Source organism: Anabaena sp. AL93 (genome assembly GCF_001672085.1).
Classification (GTDB): domain Bacteria; phylum Cyanobacteriota; class Cyanobacteriia; order Cyanobacteriales; family Nostocaceae; genus Dolichospermum; species Dolichospermum heterosporum.
On the sequence record NZ_LJOU01000072.1, the window covers coordinates 15,793 to 33,741 of the forward strand.

A 17,949-nucleotide genomic window follows, 5' to 3' on the forward strand; every position below is an offset into this window, starting at 1 on the left:
AAGATAAAGATCCCCGACTTCTCTAAGAAGTCGGGGATCTGATTCCTTATTTATTACAAAAACTATGAATAATAAAACGAAGATAGAAGATTGTGGTTATACATTCATAGGTTCAGCAGTTGATAATTTAGTTCGCCATTTTGAAGGTCAATCATCCCTACAATTATATCCTGACTTTCGAGAACGACGAGAACGTGCCAATGAATTATTATTTGATTTAGTTGGTAAACAACCAGGTTTATTTTATATTCGTCGTCAAGGAACAGGAAAAGAATCAGGAGAAGAGATTTGGGAACTAACTATAGCCACAGACCAAGATAACTTTCAACTCCCAAAAAAACTGAAACAGCTAGGAAAGACCCTAGCATTTAAAGCTGCTATTCGTCAAGATGGACATGGCGGATTTAAAATTTTATCAGCTTATTTACTACATGAATTGCGAGGAAATATTGATGGCTATGCCTTACCCTATTGGTTGCGACTAAGCCCAAATCATCAACATCATTTGGATATTCCCAAACCATTATTGGCAAAAATAAAAAATATGCCAATTTGCGGAAATCATGTCCCCACAGAAGATCAACTTAAAGCCTGGAAAGCCTTTTTAAAAGTAGAAGAACGTATTGCTAAATCACGCCAATTTTGTGTATCTTTTCTGATTGCTAACAATAGCTCAAATTCTCGACAAATCGCGTTAGAAATTAAAGTTAATTCAGCTACGCTTAACGGTTCTGAAGAGAATATTTTAGGTGTGGAGAATTTCTGGGAACGGGTCAAAAAAGCCAAAAATCAGGAAGTCAACTTTCTCGATTCCGTACCGACAGATAAAAATCGTCGCCACAGTCGTCAATTAGGAACTATTGAAAAAATTGATCAAAAACATAATCTTATTCATATTCGCCTAGAACGAGAACTAATCGAATATATAGCCAAAGGTAATTATCAACTTCCCAATAAAGGCTACTTATTTTTTGATGCTGCTGGAGACATCAAACAAATCGAACGTAAAGAAAAAGCTCTAGAACAATTAAGACAAGGACGCACTCAAAATCCCTATTTAGGTAACTTTTTATTCGACGCTTCCCAAGCCAGACCGATTATCAAAAGGATTAAACTGAATTCAAAAGACTTATTATTATCCTCCGCAAATGCTGGACAAAAAGCCGCAGTTGAAAAAGTCCTGTCCGCAGAGGACTTAGTGCTAATTCAGGGACCACCAGGTACAGGGAAAACTACCGTAATTGCGGAAATTTGCTATCAGGTAGCTTTGCGTGGAGGACGGACATTAATTACCTCTCAAGCCAATTTAGCCGTTGATAACGCCCTCAGTCGCTTAGTACATAATCCCGTTATTCGCGCTATTAGAAAGGGACGAGCCGAAAAAGTTGGCGAAGAAGGACAGCCATTTTTAGAAGATCAAGTAATTGGTACATGGCTACAAAATACCGCCACTGACTGTGAAAATAATCTCAGTCAACGTCACGAAAATATCAGAATTCTCAATCAATTATTACTGTTATTACCACGATTCACAGACTATTTTCTGGCAGAAGCAGAAATAAATCAGCAACAGAATGAACTCAAAACCGAAAAACAAAATTTAGAAGCAGCTTATCAAAATCAACAGCTTGAATATCATCAAACTTTAGTCAAGAAAAAAGAAATTGAATATTTAATTACTGGTTTAGAAAACATTCTCAAAAATTCCACAAATATAGACTGGGAATCTTCAGAAATTAACAATTTTTTACCACAAATTAAACCTTATACAGAAAATAACCAACAAGTAGAAGATTTTCGAGAAAATGTGCGTCAAGCTATCAAATGTATTGAAGAACTTGGTTTTGTCCGTCCAGGTTTTGGCGCATTTGGGTTAGCAGTTTGGTTACAGGAAAATATCACAACTCATCTTTCTAGATTTAAACCAGGATTAAAAAATGCCAATGATGTAGGTTTAGCTATTTCCGAAGTAGCAAAATTAGTTTATATTTTCCAACAGCATTCTTTATCCTTGGAGAAATTAGAAACAGATTATCAAAAATTTAATAACCAAAACGATTTACAGCCAACAATCCAAATTTGGGAAAATCGCAAACGGGAAATTGATTATATTATTGAAGCTGTTGTCGAATGGAAGTCTACAGCTAACAACAACTTGTATCAAATCTTAAAAGAATGTCAACAATCTAATTTAGTTTTAACAGAAAACATGGTAGATTTACCATTAGGTTTATTGATGTTTGCTAAGACATTAAAATTAACTATTGTTCCTAAAAACTATCAAATCAGTTTACCAGATTGGGGAGTATTAACAAAAGCCATAGCTTATGAAATAGAAGGTAATTTTATAGATAGGAAAGGTAAAAAACATGATTTTAGTTATTTTTTACAGCAAAGTTTTAGTCAAATTCCGATAGTATTATCAAAACCGGATCAAATTCAATGGCAAACAACCTATCAAAAACTCCAAAATTATCAACTCCTCAATCCTAAACAGCGAAAATTGCTAGTTGAAAATACTCAAGTCTTTTTAATTAGATTGGAAAAAACATACAGTAATTCCTTTGAATGGAACAATGTTGAAGCTACTCTTACCCGCATTACCCAAGAATTACTAGATATTATCTTAGTTCATGCCCGTCAATGTGTTTTAAGAGTTAAAACTGAAGCTGAACAACAATTACAAATTTTAAACCAGCAATTTCAAGAACTTCCGCAAAATGCAATTTCTTCAGAACAAATATCTGAAGCTAAATCTCAGGTAAGAAAAAGCAAAGAAGCTGCTAATTTAAACCTGGCAGAAGTTATTCATAACTTACAATTACTTCATAAACAGCAAAATATCCCTGCGCCATTAAGGATTATAGCAGAAAAATATCTGACTAGACAAGCAAATATTTGGGAACAACCGCAGGAATTTTCTCAGCAAGTCAAATTTTGGGAAAATCGCGTCAATGAAATAGAAACTCTGATTTCCTCATTAGCACCTTTTACCATTTTAGCAACAATTAAAGACTCTTTAAATCAGGAGTTCATAAATTTGCAAGCAGAAGCTGATATTTATCAACAAGAAATTGCAGAATTACAAATAAAAATAGCTGATTTAGAACAGAAATTACAATTACAGTTATCAGCTAGTTTAATTAGCGAACGGAATTGGTGGCAGTCAATTTGGCAAACAATCCCAGATAAACTCAAACCAGAATTATCTAATGATAATTTATTTGATTCAGACTCTTTATGCAGTATTCAAAATAAATTTAAATCATGGAAACGACAGCTAAAAAGTGAAGAAAATTATCTGCAAAAATATCAAAACTTTGTGCAAGATTGGGTTGCAAAACTTCGTAAACCTTCAGAACAAGATAGTAAAGATTTAAGGGGAATCTATTTAGATAATGCTAACGTTGTTGGTATTACTTGCGTCCAAGCGGCAAATTATAATTTCTCAGAAGAATTTCAATCTTTTGATGTTGTGATTATTGATGAAGTTAGTAAATGCACTCCTCCAGAATTGCTAATTCCGGCTTTGAAAGGTAAAAAATTAGTCATGGTAGGAGATCATCGGCAATTACCACCTATGCTTGATACTAGCACTGTGGAAGAAGTTGCGAAAACAATGGGTAATACCAGAGAAGAATTGCAATTTTTAGAAGAGTCATTATTTAAAAGTCAGTTTGAAACCGCAGATAAAAGCATTAAAAAAATGCTGAATACTCAATATCGAATGCACCCAATGATTATGGGCGCAATCAATCAATTTTATCATGGTAAATTGGAATGTGGGATTTTAGAACCTGATACAAAACGCGCTCATAATTTAGCAGGAGAAATTATTCAACCGTATCATCATCTATGTTGGGTGAAAATGCCTAGAGAAAATGAATTTCAAGAAGAACGAAATGGAACTTCATTTTTGAATACTAAAGAAATTGATGTGATTGAAAGTATCTGTCAGCAATTTGAGCAGGTTTGGGTGCATAAAGTTGCAAATGGAGAACCAAGAAAAGAAATAGCTGTAATTACATTTTATGGCGCTCAATTACGAAAAATTGATGAACGGTTGCAATCTGAATTTTTCCCTTCTTTACAAATCAGAACAGGTACAGTTGATAGATTTCAAGGTATGGAAAGACCAGTAGTAATTGTCAGTATGGTGCGGAATAATCATCAAGGAGATGTGGGATTTGCAAATAAACCAGAACGGGTAAACGTGGCTTTTTCCCGCGCTCAAGAATTATTGGTAATTGTCGGTTGTCACGATTTATTTACCGCTAAACCCGGTACAGTGGGTAATATGTATTCTGAAGTTGCCAACACTGTTAATTATCATGGAGGTTTTATTGATGTTTCCTGCTTCTGTAGTTAAACAGATTGATGAAAATCTAAAATATATAGTTGAGAAAATTGAAACTGAAAATTCTGGTTTGTTAGTTTTAGCTGCACGTCTATTTGGCTATACAGTAACTCAAAATTTCTTAGAATTAACTATTAAAGAATCTCGCAAATTTAATGTCTTAGAAGAGTTTATTATTCGTGCTGGTATGGAGTTTAATCCTCCACCTACCGCTAATGATTTAGCGTCTATCTTAGGACTAGATTCTGTATTTGTTAAAAGCACCATTGCTAATCTGCAATCTTTACAAACTCTAGCAGATACATCTCAAATCACTGTCACAGCAGAGGGGAGTTTATTCTATGCACAGGGTTCTGTACCTAAACCTCCATACTCTATGCAAATTTATGCAATTACTGATAATTTAGCCGGGAAAATTACATTTCAATATGAGTCATTAGAAGATGTTGTAATTAAGCAACCAGACTTAGCAGAATTTGTGAATATAGAAGTGAAAATTACCCCAATTTCTAGGTTACAACTTGCAGATATTCAGGACATTATTCAATCTTGCAATTTACCTCTTCATGTCCCCACAGAAGGTAAATTTGTGACTGATTTTAAGGTGAAAGGTAGTACACAAACTATTGGGAGAAATATATCGCTATTTGTGGTTTTTGATGAAAATCTAAATAAATTAAACATCGAAATCAGAAGTGGTCAGGAAATTTTAGAAGCTGCTACCAAGAAGATTGAAGAATTATACAATGACAAAAAGATATCCCTAGAAGAATTGTGTCAATTATCTGAGGAAACCATCCATTTAAAATCCAATCCAGATTAATGACTTCTTAAATAAGTAGGTTGGCGTTGAAAATTGTCGTTATGGCAAGGGAACAGGGAACAGGGAGAGAGTTTTGGGCGATTTTACGTTTCTTTACACAGTTTGGTTTTATTGTGTTCACCTACTTAGGGAACACCAAAAAATAAATTACCCAATTTTGTGGGATGGGCATCCTGCCCGTCCTTGATGGTTAGCGGGCTTTTCGGCCCGCACCACAAGAAATTTTTGGGTATTTTTTTAATTGGAAGTCCCTTAAGTCAGGTATCTAAGTAGGTTAGCATTGAAAATTGTCGTTTTGGGAAGGCAAGAGGCAAAAGGCAAGAGGCAAGAGTGAAGAAGCTTTAGGCGATTTTACTTTTCTTTACACACTTTGGTTTTATTGTGTTCACCTACTTATATCAGAAATGAGTTTTTCCATTGATACTCGCTTTTGTTTAATCCACCATAAATAAATTGCAAATATTGTAGAAATAACTAAGAGAATAGTAATGAAGCGAAAAGTAATTTGTGTACCTAAAACTAATGATGCAACAGGTGCATTAGTGATATTAATATTTGTGTTTAGTTGAGTATTGTTAAGAGTCACAAATGAAAATATAGCTCCCACTAATGGCACACTTATAGTTTGTCCTAATATTCGTGACAAGGATAATAAACCCGAAGCAATCCCTAAACTATCTTGTGGTGCTGCTCCCATAATGGCGCTATTGTTGGGAGATTGAAACATTCCTATACCCAACCCATAGGGAATAATTGCAATTATATAATTGATTATCGTTAATTCTGCGTTAAATGTGCTGATTAAAAAGCAGCCAATAGCCATTAATAATAATCCTGTTATGCTAATAATCCGTGAGCCAAATTTATCAGAAAGCGTCCCAGCCATAGGTGCGGTTAAAACAATGATAATCGGTGGAATTGCTAATAGAAAACCAGCTTTATTAGTAGGATATTGTTTGACTAGTTTGAAAAAGAAAGGGAGGATAAAGATTGATCCGGCAATCACGAAGTTACCTATAAACCGCAATCCTAAACCTAAACTTAAGTCTAAAGATCTAAAAATTTTCCAATCTAAAATAGGGGTGACAGTCCGCATTTCTATGAAGATGAGAAAAGCTAAACTAATCATAGATAAAAATAGTAAAGCTAGAATGATATTTAAGTCATGATTCTGTTCTTCTAATAAGGTTATTGCCAATATAAAGCAAGTTAATATAAATGTGATAACTATAGTTCCTATGATATCAAACTGTTGTTTTTCTCCATTAACAATAGAAGGGGGGACAAAATAAGCCATAATTAAAATCCCTATAATCCCAATTGGCACATTAATAAAGAAAATTAAAGGCCAATCTCCGATACTAACTAATAAACCTCCTATTGTTGGTCCCAACATCATTCCTAAACCAAATACTCCAGCGCGAATACCTAAACCCAGCCCTCGTTCTTCCACTGGGAAAGCTTCTACAATCATCGCTGTTCCTAGTCCTGAGATAAATGCAGCCCCTACTCCTTGAATGGCACGAAAAGCTATTAAAAAGCCTATATTTGGGGCAAGTCCACATAGCAAAGAACTAATTGTAAACACTATCATACCGATAATGTACAACTTCTTTTTACTCCATATATCGCCTAATTTAGAAGCACTCAAAACAAAAATAGATATTGCTAACAGGTAACTCAATACTACCCATTGACTATTTGCAAAGGTCGTATGTAGTGATTCCAGCATTATTGGTAGAGCTAGATTAACTATATAAACATCTAAGGAAAAGATAAATACACCAATACTAACGCTCAGTATAGTCCACCATTTTGCAGATGGTTTGATTTCAGTTTTGAGACAATTAAATTCAGGTTCTTGAGTTTTTAACATATTGTAAGTAGGTTAGCATTGAAAATCGTCGTTATGGCAAGGCAAGAGGCAAGAGTGAAGAGGGTTTGGGCGATTTTACTTTTCTTTAAGTAGGTTGGTGTTGAAAATTGTCGTTATGGCAAGGCAAAAGGCAAAAGGCAAGAGGCAAGAGGCAAGAGTGAAGAGGGTTTGGGCGATTTTACATTTCTTTACACAGTTTGGTTTTATTGTGTTCACCTACTTACACAGATTGGTTTTATTGTGTTCACCTACTTATATCAGGAGTCAAAAAGAAGCAGTAGGAATAATTAAGACAAAATAAGCAAGGGTGAACTTAATTCTTAATTCATTCCTGAACTCAAACAGATAAATTACAAATATCGTTCCCGAATGGATGTGTTGCTACACTAAATTGTTCTATAATTTTCGGTAGTTCTGCTTCGATATCAATGGGAGTTCCTCTTTTGGCAATTACTTTAATCTCTTGGAGAATTTTATCTACAAGGTCTTTATTTTCAGCTAGTTCTCCTTGACCAATTTGCTTCAGTGCCATTTGCACAGCAGTATATCCTGATTGCATTCCTAATGCAAAACTACTTTGTTTGCCGAGAAGTTGCGGATTTAAACTTTGATAAAGTTCCTCATTTTTGGCTACAGCTTTAACATGAACTCCAGCATAGTGGGTAAAGGCATTTTTTCCGGTGATAGCTTGATGGGGAGGAATGGGAATATGAGAGTGCTGACTCACGAATTTATATAACTCTTCTAGATAGTTAAGTTGCCATTTTTTTTCTTTTTCACCCATATCTATTAAATTGATTAATAGTTCAGCTAAATCAACAATTCCTGCTCTTTCTCCTAATCCCATTGTGGCTACATCAATAATGTCTGCGCCTCCTCTATAGGCATCTAAGGCATTGGCTAAAGCTAAACCTTTATCATTATGACAATGCACCTCTATCTGTGGATATAAACCACGATTTCCTAATTCTTCTTTTAGGGTTTTGACATAAAAATACATACTACGCTGGGGATGGAAAGGTGTGGAGTAGCCAGTTGTATCTGCTATACTAATGATATTCACTCCTGCTTTGACTGCGGCACTGGCTGCGGCAATGACATTTTCTATAGGCGATCGCACTGTATCTTCTGCTGTATATCTAATTAATAAGTCATGCTTCTGTTCTTTGGCAAAAGTAACTACTTCAATAATCTTTTCAATTGCTACATCTAAATCAATATTATAATCTTGTTCTAATCGCTTTTTAGAAACACTAAAAAATATCCCTAAAAAATCAATACCACAATCTAAAGCTTTTTGCACATGATCTATTTTACAAAGGGAATGAGCGCCTATTTTCGCCTTAAGTCCTGCTTGAGAAATGCGCGTGATAGCTAAAGCTATTTCTCGATCTACTGCGGGATTACCCACTTCAATAATATCAACTCCTATCTGATCTAAAAATTGGGCAATTATCATTTTTTTGTCTGGAGAAAAATAAACTCCTGGAGTTTGTTCTCCTTCTCTTAAAGTAGAGTCAAGAATTTGCAACATATTTACCCTAAGTTTCAACCTATTCAATGTCAATTTTACTCAAGAATATTCGTAAACTGTATTCTATTAATGCTCATATACCCCATCCATCTTGAAAACTTGGGTTTTCGCCATAGAAAAACTATAGGTTTCAAGACGCATGGTGTTTAGCTTATACTTTCCATGATTTACCATATTTTATACACAAGTGAAAATTATAGTAATTACCATTCAAGTGAGGTAAAAGAAGAAAGAATTAACCGCAGATGAAAGAGGATAAATTGTACCTCGTTAAATTAAGAAGCGCTATAAAAGAAAGACCATGAAGGGCGTAAAACCGACACCTCTATAGTTTAAGTTAAGTTTCTAGGGGCAAAAAATGCTTAGAGACTTCCAAGAAATAAATTATCCTAAGAAACGAACCACAGAGGCACAGAGTACACAGAGAGAGAATTTCTGCATCAGTTTTGGGACATTTTTTTATTTGGAAGTCTCTTAGAGGATGTTTGAAAAGTTTTTAATGTATAAACAAACCCCTCTGGTAAACCTCTCCCCGCTTCGGGGAGAGGCTTTGAAACCCCCCTTCCCAGCCTTCGGCACGCTGCGCTAACGTAGGGAAGGGAGGCAAGGGGGTTAGGTTTTTGGAGATTATCGGTTTCATCTAAGAGAACTCCACAAAAAGAAATGCCCAATGTCATTCTGTTCGCGCAGCGTGCAAGAGGCATTACGAAACGAAGTGTAGTGAAGAATCTCTTGAGATGCTTCGTTTCGCTATGGCTAACGCCACGCTCCGCGAACGCTACACTCAGCATGACAAAACAGGATCATTTATTTTGTAGCTTACAGAAGTATCCGGTAAGCGTAAAGCTCAGTGGCTTCAGAGAAAGAGATATAAGCGACACGATAGGTTTTAACCTATTTAAATCTTGTACCGCTAAATATCTTGACAATCTTACGCCATGAAGAGTAGTATAAGGTTGGAGGTAAAAGCGATGCTAGTTTTTGAGTTCAAAACTTACGGGAAATCAGTTCAATTTAGCGCAGTAGATGATGCAATTCGCACCGCTCAATTCGTTCGGAATAGCTGTATTCGGCTATGGATGGACGTAAAAGATACGGGCAAAAACGACTTGCAGAAATATTGCGCTGTTTTGGCGGCTAATTTTCCATTCGCTAATGAACTTAACTCAATGGCACGACAAGCCAGCGCCGAACGAGCATGGTCTTCTATTTCTCGGTTTTACGATAACTGTAAAAAGAATATTCCTGGATTAAAGGGATATCCTCAGTTTCAAAAAGACTGCCGTTCTGTCGAATACAAAACATCAGGATGGAAGCTTTCAGAAGATCGTAAATCTATCACATTCACTGATAAAAAAGGTATTGGTAGATTAAAGATCAAAGGGACTCGTGATTTGCATTTTTATCAAATAAATCAAATTAAACGAGTTAGGTTAGTTAAACGGGCTGATGGCTATTATTGTCAGTTTTGCATTGATGTTAATCGCCAAGAAGATATAACTCCATCAGGAAATACAGTTGGATTAGATGTAGGCTTGAAAGAATACTACACTGACTCCAATGGTGTGATGATTGAGAATCCTAAATTTCTGCGTATTGGAGAAAAGATTCTTAAACGTTCACAACGTCGTGTTTCCAGAAAAGTCAAAGGTTCAAAAAATAGAGGCAAAGCTAGACAGATTTTAGGTAAACGCCACCTCAAAATAAGTAGGAAACGTAAAGACCATGCTGTGAAATTAGCACGGTGCGTAGTTCAGTCAAACGACTTGATATCCTACGAAGATTTGAGAATTAAAAATATGGTGAAAAATCATTGTCTAGCCAAGTCTATCAACGACGCATCTTGGTATCAGTTTCGTGTCTGGCTTGAATATTTCGGGAAAGTATTCAAGAGAGTCACAGTAGCGGTCAATCCGCAATATACAAGCCAAGAATGCTCTGGCTGTGGTGAAATTGTCAAAAAATCTCTATCCACCAGAACGCATATTTGTAAATGCGGTTGTGTGATGGATAGAGATGAAAATGCAGCTAGAAATATCCTGAGTCGAGGATTGAGTACGGTAGGGCATACCGGAACTTTCATGCTAGACATGAGCAACGCTTTGGGAGATAAGACCTCTACTTGTGCTGGAGAAATCCTGGACGAGCAAGTCATGTCTTTGATCAAAGAATCTCAGCGGCTTTAGCCCTGAGAGTGTCAATCTAAATAATAATGTATGGTTAATCTGCCTTTAAACATAAAATGTTTTAATTTCTAAATTGACAAATAAACAAAAAAATTCCCCTTGGTGATGTAAAACTAAGGGGTTTGATTTCATATCAATTGCAGTAGTTCCCAAATTTAGTCCCCCATACCCCATTGACCAAGCCAAAAATCGTGCTATGATCATCGGCGGTAATGGGCTAGTTAGTAAAATCCGATAGTACCTTTAGTAGTAGCCATGTTGTTTTTCAGGTTCCGGCTGAACCATTGCGAAGTTAGATACATCATACAAATAACGGCTGGCTTCCTCTTCTAAGCGATGAATCCAATATGGTTCCATGATGTTACTATGTCGAAGTGCGGCAAGGTATCCATCCAAATACATCCGCATATCATCCATACGATAACCGCGATTCCATAATTCGACGAAGGCGTCGGTAAGTCTTTGGTAGTAGCGGATGGTTTGTGTGTCTTGGAGCATAACTGCTGTATTAATCTCTTTGCGATGAGAATTGTAGATGATTATTCACGCTTAATGAAGTATCACTTCCCTCTTCTGTATTAACTTATAAGTTAATATTTTCACCTTGGGTGAGACCCCCCAGCAGCTAAAAACTTAATTAAATCCTACGCCAAAAAATTGGAAATATGCTGATTTTGTAAGGTATTTTTACGATTTTTTGTCAGGATTTTGATCTGATAGCTTGAGTTTAGCTATCTATTTGTAACCACAAGGGTAATTTATTTTTATCCAATTTTTTAGACGTTGTTCACTGGGAATACAAATCTAGCCATTAGTGGATAAATCTGTAAAATCAAGTTTTAGAATTTACTAGTTGTTTCCGGGCTAAATAACAACCTGTCTCTACCTTTGGTTATAATCGGGTGTGATTTTTGTGCTACTCCCTTTGGTAAATGATTGTCCTATTGAGTTTACCATATCTCTTAAGGAGTAAGACAGATTGCTAAAAATAAACTTTAATGATATGGGGTAGGAGTCAGGAATCACTCGATTTTGGATTTTGGATTGATTCCGCCCCCAAGTGTAGAGCTTGAAAATTTGGGATTGACGTTAGCGAAGCGTACGCAGCGCAGCGAGGATTTTTCCGTCCTCACGGACGGGGATTTGTACCAAATTTTTTTCATCTAAAATCCAAAATTCCCGGTCAGAAGTCAGAGGTCAGCACTTCGACTTCGCTCAGTGACTAGCAGTTCGTCAAATTTATTTTGATGGGTAATGATCGGAAAAAACTTCTGTTCTTCCCTCCCCCACCTCCCCTACCTCCCCTACCTCCCCCACCTCCCCCACCCCTGCCCCCTGCTTGCCTTCACCCGTCATTTTCGGGTTGACAGACTACTAGTTCATGTCGCTACAATTAATAGAAAAGTAATTTTATTTACCTATTATGGATATAATGTAAACGTAATAAAAACTTAATAAAGCTACTAGCTTGGCTGTAAATAAAGTAAAAAATAAATTTTCTGCAAGGTTTTTGAGGGAAATGTGAAGAATATGTCTATTGAAGTAACAAAAACTACAAAACCTTAACCATGAGATTGTTAATTTGAGATTCATCAACGCTAAGGGGTCTTACCACTGTGGGTTCGGTTTGTATAGAAATTGTTGAGGGGAATCCCCATCTGAGGTCGTTGTTGGGTTGGCACTTGCAACAACTAGAATACCGAGTTCATCAAGCTGCCAGTATTTATCAAGCAAAAGAAGTGTTTATCAGCCATCAACCCACTCTAGTCATTCTAGATGCGGATTTATCGGATGGTGATGGGGTCGAGTTTTGCCGCTGGTTACATCGTCAACAACAGCCTTTAATTCTCATGCTATCTGCTCGTACGAATGAAGCCGATATTGTGACGGGATTAAAAGCGGGGGCGGATGATTATTTAAGCAAACCTTTCGGAATGCAGGAATTTTTGGCTAGGGTTGAGGCAATTATCCGCCGTAACCGGACACCTACTGCACCAGCCTATTTAGATTATGGCAGTTTGCAAATTGATTTAGTTCAGCGTCGGGTGCGGTTTCAAGGGGAGTTTATTGATTTAACGCCCCAGGAGTTCAGCTTATTATACGTTTTAGCACAAGCTGGAGGAGTGCCTTTAAGTAGATCGGAATTATTACGTCGTGCTTGGCCTGATGCTATTGATAATCCACGCACCATTGATACTCATGTTTTATCGTTGCGGAAGAAAGTGGAACTTGATCCACGTCAACCCAGTTTAATTCAAACTATCCGCAATGTGGGATACAGGTTTAACATGGAAATCTTGAATGTTAATGTTCCACAAACACAAACAAAATTACCAAGAGAAAGATTTACTAATCAAATTCCTGTACTAACTAAGTAATTGGACAAAAATATTTACAGTCATTGCGAGGGAAGGGAAGCAATCACAGCCCTGGCGATTGCTTCATTTCACTTCGTTCCATATGGCTAACGCCACGCAACGCTTACGCAATTACATTGTGTAATTAATTCTGTCTCACTACTTACTCAAAGTTCATGAAACAGGGAAAGGGGAGCAGGGAACAGCAATTCTCGTTCTTATGAAATACAATTGAGGGCGCAATGGAGGGCGCAATTGAGGGCGCAATGGAGGAGGGCGCAATGGAGGGCGCAATGGAGGGCGCAATGGAGGGCGCAGACCCTGCGCCCCTACGAATTTTGCGATAAAAAACTGTACCTCATAACATCAGAATGTGCTTTAAGTCCATTCTGCTAGTGCTTGAGTTTCGGCTTGAATTAAGCTGGTTGCTAAGTTACTCCAATCTATCTCAGCAGCAGGTTGATTGACTACTAATTGACCTTGTTGAAGATGTAAGAGGTGGGTACAAAATGCTTGAGCTAAATCTATTTGGCGATTTACCATCAAAATTGCCGAGGAATGGGGTTGATTTAGGTGAGTTAGTATATTGATTAAGTGAGTGGATGTGGGAGTATCTAAGGCTGATGTAGGCTCATCTAGAAGTAAAATCTGGGGTTCGGTAACTAGGGCGCGAGCGATCGCAATTAACTGTCTTTGTCCAGCAGCAAGTTGTACCTCGGTTCGTCCTAACCATTGTTCAGGAATTTGCAGTTGTTCTTGCCAATAACTGACTTGTTCCTGAATCTTTTGCTTTGGTAGACCACGCAGAACTAAAGGATAAGCTAAGGCTTCCCCAACTGTCATCCCCAATAACTTAGATTCTTGTTGGACAAGCATTACCTGTTGACGGAGTTGGATAACGGGAATTTGCCGATATTCCTGATCTTGAAGATAAATTTTGCCGCTCGTGGGTTCATTTAAACGGTTGATGAGGCGTAATAAAGAAGTTTTCCCAGCACCGGATGTACCGACAATGGCTAGGCGATCGCCCGGTGATACCCTAAAGGAAATATCCTGTAAAATTGGGTATTGGTGTTGATGTTGTAACCGCCGATAAAAATTAACAGATTCTAGCCTCAGCATAGGGAATAGGTAACAATTAATAATTATTTTGATAAGTAGGTTGGCGTTGAAAATTGTCGTTATGGCAGGGCAAGAGGCAAGAGGCAAAAGGCAAGAGTAAAGAGGTTTTGGGCGATTTTACGTTTCTTTACACAGTTTGGTTTTATTGTGTTCACCTACTTACAGCAGATTGGGTACTTAGGAGTTACAAAATCTGGTGTTGCTGATTAAGGGTATGAATTTTAGTCTCACGCAAAGGCGCAATCACGCTTCGTGATCTCGAAGAGTAGACGCACTGAGGTTTGAGTTTTAAAGGTTCAATTTGGGAATTTCATACCTCAATTCAGCAACACCCAAAATCTAAAACCCTTGCCATAATAGATGGGAATGATATAACCCAATTAATTATCTGCTTATTTAAGACTGAAAAAACCCTATGTTAGCAGGAACAATTTTGCAGAATGGAAAATATACCATCCTCCAGGAAATAGGGCGGGGCGGATTTGGTGTTACCTTCAAAGCTATGCACCACTATTTAAATCAAGAAGTGGTGATGAAAACTATCAATGAAAGGTTGCGGCAACATCCCGATTTTCCCAAATTTCAGCGCCAATTTCAAGATGAAGCCAGGAGATTAGCCGCTTGTGTTCATCCTCATATTGTCCGAGTCAGCGACTTTTTTGAAGAAGACAGTTTACCTTACATGGTAATGGAATACATTCGCGGAGACACTTTAGGCGCAGCATTTGTTTTACCAGGAATACCCTTACCAGAAGCTACAGCCATTCATTATATCCGCCAAATAGGCGCAGCCTTGCAGGTAGTGCATGATAACGGGTTGCTACACAGAGACATTAAACCAGATAATATTATCCTGCGTCAAGGAACTCAGGAAGTAGTGCTAATTGATTTTGGCATTGCTAGAGAATTTAATAATGGGGCAAAACAGACACATACAGGTTTAGTCAGCGAGGGATATGCACCCATTGAACAGTATTTAACTCAAGCACAGCGCACAGCAGCCACAGATGTTTATGGGTTAGCAGCAACCCTCTATGCACTCTTGACAGCACAAGTTCCCATACCTGCATTATTGCGTGACCGAGAACAAATGCCTTCTCCTCGTGAATTACAACCTCATCTGAGTGCGGCTGTTAATCAAGCAGTTAGCCGAGGAATGGCTGTAGAACCACAATTTCGCCCCACCACAGTAGCAGAATGGCTGCAACTTTTACCAGGAAATAGGTTGGCTGTCACATCACCAAGTTTACCTACCCAAGCAATCCCCACCATTAATTTATCGGATTTAAAATCAGAATATTCACCTAAAAAAGCTACTTTTCATCCCCTGTCCACACCATCAAAAATCGCCAACATTGGCAAAAAAACAGGTATACCCAAGGGAGTTATTAGCATTAGTATTGCTTTGGTTGCAGCTACCGCAGGTTTTAGCATGACGCAGATATTATCAAAACCCAATTTACAATCATCACCTAAACCATCTTTTGCACAATCTACTTATCAACCTATTCCACCTAAACCTGTTGTGGAAATATCACCATCATCTGCAAATCAAAAACTTCAAAATTCCTCATTCAATCAATCTGTACCATTACCTCGTTTGCGGAGAAAACGTAAGAATATTCGCGTTTCTCCAGAACCAATTCCTACTAGCGATTCTCAAGAAACAACGGCTGAGAATCAGAACTCTCAACCCACACCAAATCCCGACAATACCACCAAGAAATCAACACCGGTTGTGACTTCCTCACCATCCTTAATGGATACCCTGCGCGATTCTAAAGAATCCCAAAAAGCTTCTCCACCTCCAGAAAATACAGCACCAGAACCTCCTCCCGTAGTGACTCCACCCCAGGAATCTCAACCAGAAAATTCTTCGGGTGTGGTAGTTCCCACTGTGGAAACCAAGCAAAACCCAGCGCCGGAAATTCAGCAACGAAAGGAAGAAAAGCCGCAATTATAACATAAATTCAACGGAGAGGGGGGGATTTGAACCCCCGTTGAGTTTCCCCAAAACGCATTTCGAGTGCGTCACCATCAACCACTCGGACACCTCTCCAACATAAACTATGAAGTTTTGCTTCACTAGTAGCGTCTACGATTATAACACAACCTATGGAAAATTCTTGGATGTATCTGAATTCAATCTTCCATAACGTGCTGTCATCACAGTTTCGGGATGAGATTGATTATATAACCAAGCCCACATTTGATCACCAAAGGAGAAATGCCACCATTCTCTAGGATTGCGTTGAAATCCAGCTTTTAACATGATATCCCGTAAGAGTTGACGGTTAGCATCATATTCTTGATGACTATGAGTATAATATTCTGGATGGGAGCGATCGGACATTTCATCAATAGGTGAACCCATATCTACAACTTCCCCAAGATCATTGACTAGAGTAATATCTACCGCAGCCCCCGTGCTGTGGGGAGGAGGGGTTTTCATATCCAAACTGGGTACAGCCCAAATTTCATAAACCAGCTTCCATACATCTTCCCGTTGCTGGGGTGATAATTCCTTTTCTGTCAAACCCCGTTCTCGCAACGCTTCCCCAAAGCTGTAATCTACCATAAACTGCTGCACAGCCACAGGACGATAAGCATCAAATATTTGAATATACCAATTAGGACATAGTAACTGTAAATTATTTTGCGCCTGAATCAAATTTTCAACAACACTTTGGCGCAAATAATAAGGTGAATGTCCGCCGTAGTTAGCACCTAACTTTTGATAAGGGTGAGGAGACTCCACCGCAAACAATTCTAGAGGAATCTTAACTAAAGGTTCACCACATTCAATAATGGGGATTTGGTAATAAGGTCGCATTTTAAGTAGGTTAGCAGTACTGTTAAAAGGCTGGATTTTTTTATTTATTTTAAATGACTATATATAAATTATTATACAACTACAGCAAATTGTCATCAAACCCGGAACAAGAACCCCACCCCCAACCCCCTCCCCGCAAGCGATGAGGGGGCTAAGATGTACCTTATATGATTGGAAATCGCTGTAAGTACTGAGAGAATCCCTTTAGAACAAGTAGAGGAATCTGTTGTGAAATTGAAACCGCAAGAAATAGAAATTCAAAACATAGACCATCTAGTACATTGAGAATAGGTTTTGATGACATTTTTGGTGATTTACTGTTTCTCAAATGCTTTTTTCACTTTATATGTTTGTTTTGATGCTCCCTTTGATTCATCTCTACGTAATTTCCCTCTGTGACAGTTTGGGGTGCGGAATGTGGGTTATATATAGGCTAAGTTTATTTCAATATGTAAATTTTTATTACGCTATTCAACATTTCTGCTATGATACAAAGAGATAGTGTTTGAAGTTACTTTCATAGTTTGTAGGAGATTAGTGTAGTGGTCCTTGATAGCAAGAAGATCAAAGTTGTCGCAGCCATTGACTTTGGAACATCGCGTTCAGGCTATGCTTATGCCTTTAAAGACGATAAACGGGTTATCGGGCGCTATGAATGGGACAAACAACCCTTTCCGTACATCAAAACTTTGACGCAAAGCCTCTATAACAGCGATCGCAAATTGGAAACATGGGGATATGCGGCCTTATCCCGATTAGCGGAACTGCGTCAAGCCAAAAACGCTAAAGACTACAGCTTTTTTCCTACCTTTAAAATGGCACTGCGAGAAAGCTGTAAACGTACTGATAAAGGTCCCATTG

General features: G+C 37.8%; 11 protein-coding genes, 1 tRNA gene and 1 pseudogene. 6 read left to right on the forward strand and 7 right to left on the reverse strand.

Annotation, left to right across the window (positions count from 1 at the left end; translation table 11 throughout):
• Positions 1 to 64 precede the first annotated feature (64 nt).
• Together AN486_RS18210 and AN486_RS18215 are read left to right on the forward strand one after the other, a co-directional pair.
• Positions 65 to 4,369 (forward strand): AAA domain-containing protein, encoded by a 4,305-nt coding sequence (locus AN486_RS18210; RefSeq protein WP_290601923.1) that lies wholly within the window; start codon positions 65 to 67, stop codon positions 4,367 to 4,369.
• A complete protein-coding gene (locus AN486_RS18215) occupies positions 4,347 to 5,180 on the forward strand; it encodes a hypothetical protein (RefSeq protein WP_205748490.1) in 834 nt (277 codons plus the stop codon). Before AN486_RS18210 ends, AN486_RS18215 begins: the two co-directional genes overlap by 23 nt.
• A 385-nt stretch (positions 5,181 to 5,565) precedes the next feature.
• On the opposite strand, the gene AN486_RS18220 is transcribed toward AN486_RS18215, so the two are convergent.
• The gene (locus tag AN486_RS18220) at positions 5,566 to 7,056 is read right to left on the reverse strand and encodes an MFS transporter (protein WP_053537931.1); all 1,491 of its coding nucleotides are present in this window, start codon (positions 7,054 to 7,056) and stop codon (positions 5,566 to 5,568) included.
• A 337-nt stretch (positions 7,057 to 7,393) separates the two neighbouring features.
• Positions 7,394 to 8,590, reverse strand: a complete 1,197-nt coding sequence (locus AN486_RS18225; protein ID WP_053537929.1) for a LeuA family protein — start codon at positions 8,588 to 8,590, stop codon at positions 7,394 to 7,396.
• 971 nt (positions 8,591 to 9,561) lie between these two features.
• Between AN486_RS18225 and AN486_RS18230 the strand changes: the two genes are divergently transcribed.
• On the forward strand, positions 9,562 to 10,776 hold the full coding sequence (locus AN486_RS18230) for a transposase (protein ID WP_290601926.1): 1,215 nt from the start codon (positions 9,562 to 9,564) through the stop codon (positions 10,774 to 10,776).
• Positions 10,777 to 10,821: 45 nt separating this feature from the next.
• Here AN486_RS18230 and AN486_RS18235 read toward each other — a convergent pair whose 3' ends face one another.
• Together AN486_RS18235 and AN486_RS18240 are read right to left on the reverse strand one after the other, a co-directional pair.
• On the reverse strand, positions 10,822 to 10,980 hold the full coding sequence (locus tag AN486_RS18235; RefSeq protein WP_205748491.1) for a hypothetical protein: 159 nt from the start codon (positions 10,978 to 10,980) through the stop codon (positions 10,822 to 10,824).
• Between the two features lie 39 nt (positions 10,981 to 11,019).
• The gene (locus AN486_RS18240; RefSeq protein ID WP_053537928.1) at positions 11,020 to 11,274 is read right to left on the reverse strand and encodes a DUF6761 family protein; all 255 of its coding nucleotides are present in this window, start codon (positions 11,272 to 11,274) and stop codon (positions 11,020 to 11,022) included.
• A gap of 1,118 nt (positions 11,275 to 12,392) precedes the next feature.
• On the opposite strand from AN486_RS18240, the gene AN486_RS18245 reads away from it, so the two are divergent.
• Positions 12,393 to 13,154: a response regulator transcription factor gene (locus tag AN486_RS18245; RefSeq protein WP_027403339.1), complete on the forward strand. Its 762-nt coding sequence runs from the start codon at positions 12,393 to 12,395 to the stop codon at positions 13,152 to 13,154.
• A gap of 357 nt (positions 13,155 to 13,511) precedes the next feature.
• Here the strand turns inward: AN486_RS18245 and AN486_RS18250 are convergent, their stop codons facing one another.
• Positions 13,512 to 14,255 (reverse strand): ATP-binding cassette domain-containing protein, encoded by a 744-nt coding sequence (locus tag AN486_RS18250; protein WP_290601929.1) that lies wholly within the window; start codon positions 14,253 to 14,255, stop codon positions 13,512 to 13,514.
• Positions 14,256 to 14,670: 415 nt separating this feature from the next.
• Between AN486_RS18250 and AN486_RS18255 the strand changes: the two genes are divergently transcribed.
• Complete coding sequence (locus AN486_RS18255; protein ID WP_290601931.1) at positions 14,671 to 16,218, forward strand: serine/threonine-protein kinase; 1,548 nt, start codon at positions 14,671 to 14,673, stop codon at positions 16,216 to 16,218.
• An 11-nt stretch (positions 16,219 to 16,229) separates the two neighbouring features.
• Here the strand turns inward: AN486_RS18255 and AN486_RS18260 are convergent.
• A tRNA-Ser gene (locus tag AN486_RS18260) sits at positions 16,230 to 16,314 on the reverse strand.
• A 54-nt stretch (positions 16,315 to 16,368) separates the two neighbouring features.
• On the reverse strand, positions 16,369 to 17,088 hold the full coding sequence (locus tag AN486_RS18265; RefSeq protein WP_290601933.1) for a M15 family metallopeptidase: 720 nt from the start codon (positions 17,086 to 17,088) through the stop codon (positions 16,369 to 16,371).
• 542 nt (positions 17,089 to 17,630) lie between these two features.
• On the opposite strand from AN486_RS18265, the pseudogene AN486_RS18270 reads away from it, so the two are divergent.
• Positions 17,631 to 17,949: pseudogene (locus tag AN486_RS18270) on the forward strand (chaperone protein); the annotation flags it as partial.

What these genes read in the sequence shown, in the direction of transcription:
- AN486_RS18215 (WP_205748490.1), top strand. Translation starts at nt 4,347, where the DNA reads ATGTTTCCTGCTTCTGTAGTTAAACAGATTGATGAAAATCTAAAATAT.
- AN486_RS18265 (WP_290601933.1), bottom strand. Translation starts at nt 17,088, where the DNA reads ATGCGACCTTATTACCAAATCCCCATTATTGAATGTGGTGAACCTTTA.
- AN486_RS18255 (WP_290601931.1), top strand. Translation starts at nt 14,671, where the DNA reads ATGTTAGCAGGAACAATTTTGCAGAATGGAAAATATACCATCCTCCAG.
- AN486_RS18230 (WP_290601926.1), top strand. Translation starts at nt 9,562, where the DNA reads ATGCTAGTTTTTGAGTTCAAAACTTACGGGAAATCAGTTCAATTTAGC.
- AN486_RS18250 (WP_290601929.1), bottom strand. Translation starts at nt 14,255, where the DNA reads ATGCTGAGGCTAGAATCTGTTAATTTTTATCGGCGGTTACAACATCAA.
- AN486_RS18210 (WP_290601923.1), top strand. Translation starts at nt 65, where the DNA reads ATGAATAATAAAACGAAGATAGAAGATTGTGGTTATACATTCATAGGT.
- AN486_RS18225 (WP_053537929.1), bottom strand. Translation starts at nt 8,590, where the DNA reads ATGTTGCAAATTCTTGACTCTACTTTAAGAGAAGGAGAACAAACTCCA.
- AN486_RS18240 (WP_053537928.1), bottom strand. Translation starts at nt 11,274, where the DNA reads ATGCTCCAAGACACACAAACCATCCGCTACTACCAAAGACTTACCGAC.
- AN486_RS18235 (WP_205748491.1), bottom strand. Translation starts at nt 10,980, where the DNA reads ATGATCATAGCACGATTTTTGGCTTGGTCAATGGGGTATGGGGGACTA.
- AN486_RS18220 (WP_053537931.1), bottom strand. Translation starts at nt 7,056, where the DNA reads ATGTTAAAAACTCAAGAACCTGAATTTAATTGTCTCAAAACTGAAATC.